At 71.1% G+C, this 7,970-nt stretch carries 9 protein-coding genes; 3 read left to right on the forward strand and 6 right to left on the reverse strand.

The window, feature by feature from the left end:
* Positions 1 to 90: 90 nt before the first annotated feature.
* The gene (locus tag ACFXPK_RS31760; protein WP_385080626.1) at positions 91 to 915 is read right to left on the reverse strand and encodes a ScbR family autoregulator-binding transcription factor; all 825 of its coding nucleotides are present in this window, start codon (positions 913 to 915) and stop codon (positions 91 to 93) included.
* A gap of 128 nt (positions 916 to 1,043) precedes the next feature.
* Here ACFXPK_RS31760 and ACFXPK_RS31765 point away from each other — a divergent pair, with 128 nt between their 5' ends.
* The 3 genes from ACFXPK_RS31765 to ACFXPK_RS31775 all read left to right on the forward strand — a co-directional run bounded on the left by ACFXPK_RS31765 (position 1,044) and on the right by ACFXPK_RS31775 (position 3,354).
* Entirely contained in the window at positions 1,044 to 1,955 is a 912-nt protein-coding gene (locus ACFXPK_RS31765) for a ScbA/BarX family gamma-butyrolactone biosynthesis protein (RefSeq protein ID WP_385007128.1), read from the forward strand.
* Positions 1,956 to 2,195: 240 nt separating this feature from the next.
* The gene (locus tag ACFXPK_RS31770) at positions 2,196 to 2,915 is read left to right on the forward strand and encodes an HAD family hydrolase (protein ID WP_385080617.1); all 720 of its coding nucleotides are present in this window, start codon (positions 2,196 to 2,198) and stop codon (positions 2,913 to 2,915) included.
* Positions 2,916 to 2,958: 43 nt separating this feature from the next.
* Positions 2,959 to 3,354 (forward strand): hypothetical protein, encoded by a 396-nt coding sequence (locus ACFXPK_RS31775; RefSeq protein ID WP_385080619.1) that lies wholly within the window; start codon positions 2,959 to 2,961, stop codon positions 3,352 to 3,354.
* Positions 3,355 to 3,417: 63 nt separating this feature from the next.
* Here the strand turns inward: ACFXPK_RS31775 and ACFXPK_RS31780 are convergent, their stop codons facing one another.
* The 5 genes from ACFXPK_RS31780 to ACFXPK_RS31800 form a co-directional block, all read right to left on the reverse strand.
* A complete protein-coding gene (locus tag ACFXPK_RS31780) occupies positions 3,418 to 4,284 on the reverse strand; it encodes an endo alpha-1,4 polygalactosaminidase (protein WP_385007121.1) in 867 nt (288 codons plus the stop codon).
* A 134-nt stretch (positions 4,285 to 4,418) separates the two neighbouring features.
* Entirely contained in the window at positions 4,419 to 5,117 is a 699-nt protein-coding gene (locus ACFXPK_RS31785) for a ferritin-like domain-containing protein (RefSeq protein ID WP_385080621.1), read from the reverse strand.
* Complete coding sequence (locus tag ACFXPK_RS31790) at positions 5,114 to 5,794, reverse strand: ferritin-like domain-containing protein (RefSeq protein ID WP_385080623.1); 681 nt, start codon at positions 5,792 to 5,794, stop codon at positions 5,114 to 5,116. Before ACFXPK_RS31790 ends, ACFXPK_RS31785 begins: the two co-directional genes overlap by 4 nt.
* Before the next feature lie 167 nt (positions 5,795 to 5,961).
* Positions 5,962 to 6,861 carry a carbohydrate ABC transporter permease gene (locus ACFXPK_RS31795; protein WP_385007985.1) on the reverse strand — a complete coding sequence of 300 codons (900 nt, stop codon included), beginning with the start codon at positions 6,859 to 6,861 and terminating at the stop codon, positions 5,962 to 5,964.
* A partial coding sequence (locus tag ACFXPK_RS31800; protein ID WP_385080624.1) for a carbohydrate ABC transporter permease occupies positions 6,858 to 7,970 on the reverse strand: 1,113 nt, incomplete at its 5' end. The genes ACFXPK_RS31800 and ACFXPK_RS31795, both read right to left, overlap by 4 nt.

Below are 7,970 nucleotides of genomic sequence, written 5' to 3' on the forward strand. Positions count from 1 at the left end.
TCACACCAACCTAGCCTTTCTTTCGTGGGGCCTGTTTTGGGTCGTGCCCCGTGCGCTCTGGTTTTCTGCATGAACTGATTCCTCGGCTAACTATCCGGCGCCTTCCCTCCGGTGACCTGGTGGGACGGCGGCCAGGGCGGCGCGCCGCCCCTCGCTCTTCGCCGCGGGCTTCCTCTTCCGCGGGGTCGTCCCCGGGGGCGCCGCCTTGGTCTTCCCCGGATGCTTCCCCGGGGTCTCCTCCATGACGGCGACCGGAGCCTCGGCCGGGCGCTTGCGCTCACTCTGTTCGCGCGCCCGGCCGATCAGCGCCCGCGCGTCGCACTCCGGCTGGAGCGCCGTCAGGAGCAGCAGCCACAGATCGTGCAGCCCCTCCTCGATCTGGCGGCGCCCCTCCAGCGCGTCCGAGACGGTGTGCAGCCCGAAGAACGCGCAGACCAGTCCGTGCGCGGCCATGTCCGGGGCGATCCCCTCGGCGAGCGCCCCCTCCTCGCGCGCCTCTTCGAGCAGTCCGGTGACGGTCTCCAGCCAGCCCACGAACGGGCGCGGCAGCGTGACATCGATCGCGCTGCGCTCCGCCCAGAGCCGGGAGCCGGCGCGGATCACCACATCGTCACGGAACGCCCTGGCCACATCGAAACTGAGTGCGACCAGTCGCTCCAGTGCGGGGAATTCCGCCGACCGGTAGCGGCCGATCAGTTCGGGCCAGGCGGCGAAATGCTCCTGCACGATGGCGAGCGCGAGATTCTCCTTGCTGGCGTAATGAAAATAAATTGCCCCACTGGTACGGCCTGATTGTGTGCTGATATCACTAATGCTTGTTCCGACATAACCTCGTTCATCGAACAGGCGTGCCGCGGCCTCCAGCAGAAACCTCCGCGTCGTTTTCGCCCGTACCTGCTCCGCCCGTACCTGCATGTGTACCCCGAATTGCCGTTCCGTCACCTGACGGTAGGCAATCTAGCGCCTTTACCGGAGGCCTCCGGCGGGGCTCCCCCGGGGCGGGAGCGGGTGCGTCGGCATCAGAATTACGATGTTCTGGTCGCATGAACACATCGGTGGATATCGACGGGTACGACAGACCGCTCTCCTGGTCGCGCACCGTCGCCCGTGAGCTGGTGCACCGCGCCTCCGTCGCCGAGGTGCTGCTCACCGACGTCCGGCGGGCCAGGGGCGGCGGATTCGAGGCCGCGGCCTCCTGGCCGCGCTCCCATCCGACCTTCCCGCGCGGGGGCGGCGAACTGCACAGTCCGCTGATGATCGTCGAGACCCTGCGCCAGCTCGGTATCTACATCCCCCTGCGGTACTTCGGGATCCCGCCGTCCGCGAACCTGGTCATCACCGACCTGTTCTTCGAGACCGACCCGGCCAGCGAACCGCGACTGGTCTCCGGCGCCACCGGCGTCACCTGCCGGGTAGCCGTCAGCGCGGTGCGGTACGACGCCGACGGCGCGGTCACCGGCCTCCGGCTCGACGTCGACTACCTCGCCGACGGGGCCCACTTCGCGCGTGCCGGCGGCGGCGCCCGGTTCTTCCGCCCCGAGCAGTACGCCGCCGTACGGGAGGGCCGTACACAGGCCACCGCGCCCGCCGGACCCGCCGACCGGATCCGCCCCGAGCCGGGGGGAGTCGGGGTGAGCGGCGCGCACGACGTCGTGATCGGCACGGACGGCGCCACCCTCCTGGTGGAACCCGCGGACATGAGGCATCCGTACTTCTTCGACCACGCGACCGACCATCTGCCGGGCATGATCGTTCTGGAGGCCGCGCGTCAGGCGGCGGCCTTTGTGACCCGGGGCAGGCTGCTGCGCCCTACCGCCGGTCGGCTGAAAACGGCGCGCTTCATCGAATACGCGCCGCCTGCCCGCGTGCTCTGCGTTCCGCACCACGCGACCTGCGTTTTCCGCTTTTTCCAGGACGGTCAGCAGAAGGCTTTCGGGGTGCTCGGATACCAATAAGCAGATAGCGATACTAAATGCGATCGCTTGACTGCTCAATGTTTCCCTCTCTAGCGTAGCGATCGTTATGTTCTTCGGTGGTCGCTGGATCCGGCCTCCATTCCGAGGCCGTAGGTGACGACGCCCACCTGGAACCGCACCCGCATTTCCCGCGGGTGCCCCTCGCGCCCGCGGTGTATTCACATCGACGCGGTGGCAGGCGCTACCGCTGTCAGGGCTCTCCTGAACGGAAACAATCGGATGACAGCTCAACGCATCCTTTCCTGGACACCCGCCGCCATCGTCTTCGACTGTGACGGCACTCTCATGGACACCGAATGCCACTGGCAGGACGCGCGCCTCCGCGCCCTGCGCGAGTTCGGACTCTCCCCCGCGCCGGGGTTCGCCGAGCGCGCCCAAGGGCTGCACTACACGGAGTGCGGCGTACTCATGGCCGAGGAGGCGGGCCGCCCCGAACTGGGCCACGACCTGACGGAACGGTTGCTCGCGCACTTCGGCGCCCTGGTCGCCGACCGGCCCCTGACCATGCCGGGTGCGCGCCGGCTCGTCGAACAGACGGCCAGGTTCGCGCCGCTGGCCGTCGCCAGCAACTGCCCCAGAGAGGTGGTGGAGTCCTCGCTCGCCACCGCAGGACTGCTCGACAGCTTCGCGCATGTCGTCGTACCCGACGACGGTCTGGGCATCAGACCCAAGCCGCACCCGGACGTGTACCTCACCGCGGCCCGGCTCTGCGGCGCGGATCCGGCCGACACGCTCGCGGTGGAGGACTCCCACTGCGGGATCGAGGCCGCGGAACGGGCCGGGATGCGCATCCTGGGTGTCGGCCCGTGGCCCGCCGACCGCACCGCCGCACTGGTCGACCTGTGGGTGCGCTCACTGGACGAGCCGGAGGTGAGCGGCTGGGCGGGCGACCGCGTGCCCGCCCAGATCCTGGCGAATCGGCCTACCATGAATCCCTGAGGACCGATCCCCCCTAACCGCCGCACAGGGAGATGGCCATCGGATGGACGAGGAACGTGCCGGCCGTCTCGTGTCGTCGCTGCGCTCCCGGGGCGTACCGGCCCATCTCGCGCACCTGGGTGTGTACCAGTGCGGCGTACGGGTCGTCCTCTTCGACGGCGGTGAGGCCGTCTGGGACATCGACGGGGAGCTGGGACTGCGGGCCGAGGTCGTCGAGGACGGGGTGCTCGTCGGCTTCGTCCCGCATGTGCGGGGCTCCGAGGACTTCGACGAGGAACGGCTCGTGGAGGTGATCGCGTCCACCCGCTACGACAAGGAGGGTCTGCGCCTCCCGGCCGACACGGACGCCCCCGCCCGGCCCCCCGGGGCGGCCCCGGCCCTCCCCCCGCGCCGCCCCCGCCGGACCCCTCGCTGGCCCCGGTGGCTCCGCCGCCGCTGACCCGGCCGCGCCGCACCACACCCGTACGGGCGTACGGAGGCGGGGGTAAATGCTCTACGGCTGTCAGCAGCGCGCGTTGACGTGGCCCGGTTCGCCCGCCGGTACGACGTCGAGGTCACGGAGCACGATCGACAGACGGTCGCCCCACTTCTCGCACGCCGAGGTGAAGTCGGGCCGCCGGTACTCGACCACCAGCACCTTGTCGTCGTACGCGTCGGCGTACTCCTCGCACTCGTCGTAGCGCCCGCACTCCTCGGCGACCGCGAAGTCGAAGCCGATCTCGTCCCGCGAGCCGCTCATCTCCACCGCGTTCTTCTGGCCGATCGCCAGCCCCGCCCGGTGGGCGCGCGCCGCCAGCAGATCGGCGAAGGCGACCGCCTGCTCACGGTCGAGGAGGGAGTCCGAACGCAGATACGAGTCCAGGTTGTCCGCCTCGACGGCGTCGAAGCCGTCCCGCGCGCAGCCGTCGATCCAGCCGCCGACGATGCCCGCCAGCCGCTCGCGCCGGTCGGCGGTGGAGACGTCCAGCAGCGGCTCGTCCCAGTCCTCGTCGATGACGGTGTCGCCGTCCGGGTCCCGCAGCAGCAGGTCCGGATGGTTCTCCTCCCACCACTCCACGGCGTCCGGCTGGGTCTGATAGGCGTTGACGTAGCAGATGTTGTACGCCCCGGGCGCGGGCTTCGCCGTACGGTCCCTGATGACGGTGCGCACCCCGGCGGGCGGGTCGTACGCCCCGCCGAGCTGGTAGTCGAAGGGCTCGTTCGCCTTCGGCTGCTCCACCTGGGAGGCCGAACCCGTGCTCGCGGCCGGGGAACTGTCCGCGGACTTGCCCGGGGAGTCCCCGGTGGGGCCGCAGCCGGTGAGCGCGAGTGCGAGGGACAGGGCGAGCAGGGGGGCCGCCGACGCGCGGGCGGCCGGTGCGAACGGCAAGGTGGTGCCTCGATCTCGGTGCGTGAGGTGCGTGAGGTGCTTGAAGTGCGTGAGGTGCTTGAGGTGCTTGAAGTGGCTGAAATGTGGTGCGGTGTGATGCGGTGTGACAGGCACATTGTCCCACCGCGACCTGTTCACATCGTCAGAAGGGTCGGCCGTGCCGCCCGGTGGACCGGCAGGAACGCGTCCGGCACCGGGGCGCGCCCCAGCACGAAGTGCAGGACGGCCGCGTGCATCGCCTCCACGGGCGCGATCGCCGCCGCCGTCCCGATCACCGCGTCGGTCCGCACGCTGTAGGCCGAGAAGAGATACGTCTGGGCCGCCTGGCTCTCCAACTGGAGCGCCAGCGCCGCGACGTCGTCCACGTTCCGGGCCGTGCGCAGCGCGGTCGCGACCTCCTCGCGGTCGGAGAGCGGCACCCCCGTGACCGCGGGCCGGTCCGCGTCCGCCAGCACCGCGTTCCACGCCTTCGCGTGGTCGGTGTGGTGGGCCATCGCCGTGGTGAGGAAGGCCGACACCGCGGGCGGTACGGCGCCCAGCCGGCCGGCCTCGGCCGCCGCCAGGGCCATGCGGTACGTGTCGACCGCCTGGTTCTCCAGCGCCGCCGCCAGCGCGACGGTCCGCAGATCTCCGGGGTACGCGGCCGTCTCCGCGACAGGGACCGGCGCGCCGCCGGGGGATCCGCCGCCCGAGCAGCCCGCCAGCGCGAACGCCGCCCCCGCGCATCCGGCGCCCCGCAGGAACCGGCGGCGTCCGGCGTCCGCGGGTCCCGGCCGGTCCTCGCCGGCGGACGGCTCCCCGCCGCCGGGCGCCGTACCCGTACCCGTACTCATCGGATCGCGCCTTCCGAGACGGGCGACGCGTCGGCCGTCGACTGGAACGCGTCGGGGAGGCCGGCCGAGCCGACCGCCGCCGGAAGCTTCCCCGCGTCGGCGGGGCGCGCGATCAGCCGTTCGTCACCGGCCGAGAGCAGCGCCCGTACCACCAGCAGCGTCGCGCGGTGCTGCGCCTCGACGGGGGCGACCGAGCCGAAGAGCCGGCGCAGCGGCTCGCTGCTGACCTGGCCGATGTTCTTCGTGTACGTCTGCGCGGCGACGTCCTCCAGGGAGATCGCCAGCCCGACCATGTCCCCCGGGGTCCGCAGGGTCGGCAGCGCCTCGCGGACCACGGCCGCGTACTTCGGGTCGGTACCGCTCTGCTCCCGGCCGCCGGCCCGGGTCACCGCCTCGTTGAACGCCTTGGCGTGCTCCTCGTGGTGACGGGCGGTCCTGGTGACGAACTCCGCCAGGGTCCTGTTGCCGTTCGCGACGAACGGCAGCCGGGCGAAGGCCCGGTAGGTGCCGGCCGCCAGATTCTCCAGCGACGCCGCCGTCTGGAGCGCCATGATGTCCTCCTCGGACGCCACCGGCGCCCGCACCCCGCCCGTACCGCGCGAGGTGCCGCGGTACGGATCCCCCAGCCGTCCGGTGTGTGGTGCCGACGGCCGGGTGCCGACGCGCTCCGCTCCCATCACGCCCCCTCTCGTCGGGGCCCGCACGGACGCGGGCGCCCCCCGACACCATCGCGAGCGGAGCGCGGGCGGGGCGGGGGACGTCACCGGCGGGACCGTGGTGATTCACCGGATCGGCCGATTACGCGCCCCCGCCCCGCCCGGGACGGCGCCACACCTCCACGGCGCTACTCCTTGACGGCCCCCGAGTTGGCGCCGCTGACGAAGTACCGCTGGAAGCAGAAGAACAGCGCGGCCACCGGCAGGGTGGAGAGCAGCGCCGCCGCCAGCTTCAGCGGATACTGCGTACCGCCGCCGAGCCCGCCCGAGACGAAGCGCGCCAGACCGGTGGTGAGTGTCTCGTACTGCGCGGACTGCGTGGCGACCAGGAAGTGCGTGAACTCGTTCCACGACCCCTGGAACGACAGGATCGTCAGGGTGATCAGCGCGGGCCGCGCCATCGGCAGCACGACGGACCAGAAGATGCGGAACACCCCAGCCCCGTCGACCCGCGCCGCCTCCTCCACCTCACGCGGCACCGACTCGAAGAACTGCTTCATGATGAAGATGCCCGCCGCGTCCACCATCAGCGGCAGAATCATGCCGGTGTACGTGTCGAAGATCCCGAAGGTGTTGAGCACCAGGAACTTCGGGATGAGCAGCGCCACCCCGGGCACCGCCATCACGGCGAGGACGAAGCCGAACAGCAGCGAGCGGCCCCGGAAGCGCAGCCGCGCCAGCGCGTACCCCGCCATCGAGTTGAACAGCACCCGCCCCGTCGTCACCAGGACCGCCACCAGCGTCGAGTTGGAGAGCCAGCGCAGGAACGGCACCCCGTCCGCGGACTCGCTCAGCCCGAACAGCCGCTGGTAGGCGGCGGTCGTCGGTGTCACCGGCATGAGCGCCAGCGGATGCGCGGCGGCGTCCGGGTCCGTCTTGAACCCGGTCACCAACTGGAGCGCGAACGGCAGCAGGTAGAGCAGCCCCATCCCGATCACCAGGGCGTACCCCACCACGCGCAGCGGCAGCGGGAACCGGGGCAGTACGGGGCGGGCCCGGTCGCGCACACGCGTGCCCGAGGCGGTCATCGGTTCCTCCTGGTACGTCGGTTCCCCCTGGTACGGGCGCCGCGCTCGCGCAGCACCCAGCGCTGGAAGGCGGTGAGGCAGAGGATCAGGGCGAGCAGGATGAACGCGATCGCCGAGCCCTGGCCGAAGTCCGCGTTGTCGAAGCCCGAGGAGTACGAGAGGAACGCGGGCGTCAGCGTCGTGTTGCCCGGGGCGCCCTGGCCCATCACGTACACCTGGTCGAAGACCTGCCAGGTGGCGATCAGCCCCAGGGTGAGGACCAGGAAGAGCACGGGACGCAGCGCGGGGAGCGTCACGTACCGCAGGAGCTGGCGGCGGTTCACGCCTTCGAGCGCCGCGGCCTCCTCCAGCTCCCTCGGGATGTCCTGGAGCGCCGCGAGGAAGATCAGCATGAAGGTGCCCGAGGTGGTCCACACCGACAGCAGGATGATCGTGGACATCGCGACCGACGGACCCGACAGCCACTCGAACCACGACAGCCCCATGGCGGTGTGCTCGGCGAGCACCCCGGTCGGGTGGTCCGGGTCGACGATGCCCACGGCCCCCAGGAGCAGGGAGAGGACACCGCGCGGGTCGGCGAACCAGTTCGGCCCCTTGACCCCGATCCACGACAACAGGGAGTTGACGGCCCCGCTGCCCTGGAAGAGGAAGAGGAAGACCGTGGAGACGGCGATGGAGCTGGTGACCGACGGGAAGAAGAACGTGGTGCGCAGCGCGCCGCGCGCCCGCAGCATCTTCTGGTTGACGATCAGCGCCAGGACCAGCGCCAGGCCGGTCTGGAGCGGCACCGTCAGCATCACGAAGTAGGCGTTGTTGCGCAGGGCGGTCGCGAAGAGCGTACGGTCCAGACCGTCCTGGGTGAGCAGCGTCCGGTAGTTGTCCAGACCGACGAAGTCGGCGTCGGCGGAGAACGGGTTGGACTGCCCGTCCCAGTGCAGCAGGCTCACCCACAGCGCCATCAGGATCGGCAGCACCAGGAAGAGGCTGAGGACGATCACCATGGGGCTGACGAAGAACCAGCCCCAGGCGTTCTCCCCGCGAAGGGGCGCGCGCGGGGGGCGGCCCGTCGCGGGCGGTCCGGGCCCGCCGGGGGGGGGGGGGGGTGGCCC

It is taken from the genome of Streptomyces sp. NPDC059142, assembly GCF_042755665.1.
Taxonomy (GTDB): Bacteria; Actinomycetota; Actinomycetes; order Streptomycetales; family Streptomycetaceae; genus Streptomyces.

Coding starts and splice junctions, on each gene's coding strand:
- ACFXPK_RS31760 (WP_385080626.1), bottom strand. CDS start 915: ATGCAGGTACGGGCGGAGCAGGTACGGGCGAAAACGACGCGGAGGTTT.
- ACFXPK_RS31765 (WP_385007128.1), top strand. CDS start 1,044: ATGAACACATCGGTGGATATCGACGGGTACGACAGACCGCTCTCCTGG.
- ACFXPK_RS31770 (WP_385080617.1), top strand. CDS start 2,196: ATGACAGCTCAACGCATCCTTTCCTGGACACCCGCCGCCATCGTCTTC.
- ACFXPK_RS31775 (WP_385080619.1), top strand. CDS start 2,959: ATGGACGAGGAACGTGCCGGCCGTCTCGTGTCGTCGCTGCGCTCCCGG.
- ACFXPK_RS31785 (WP_385080621.1), bottom strand. CDS start 5,117: ATGAGTACGGGTACGGGTACGGCGCCCGGCGGCGGGGAGCCGTCCGCC.
- ACFXPK_RS31790 (WP_385080623.1), bottom strand. CDS start 5,794: ATGGGAGCGGAGCGCGTCGGCACCCGGCCGTCGGCACCACACACCGGA.
- ACFXPK_RS31795 (WP_385007985.1), bottom strand. CDS start 6,861: ATGACCGCCTCGGGCACGCGTGTGCGCGACCGGGCCCGCCCCGTACTG.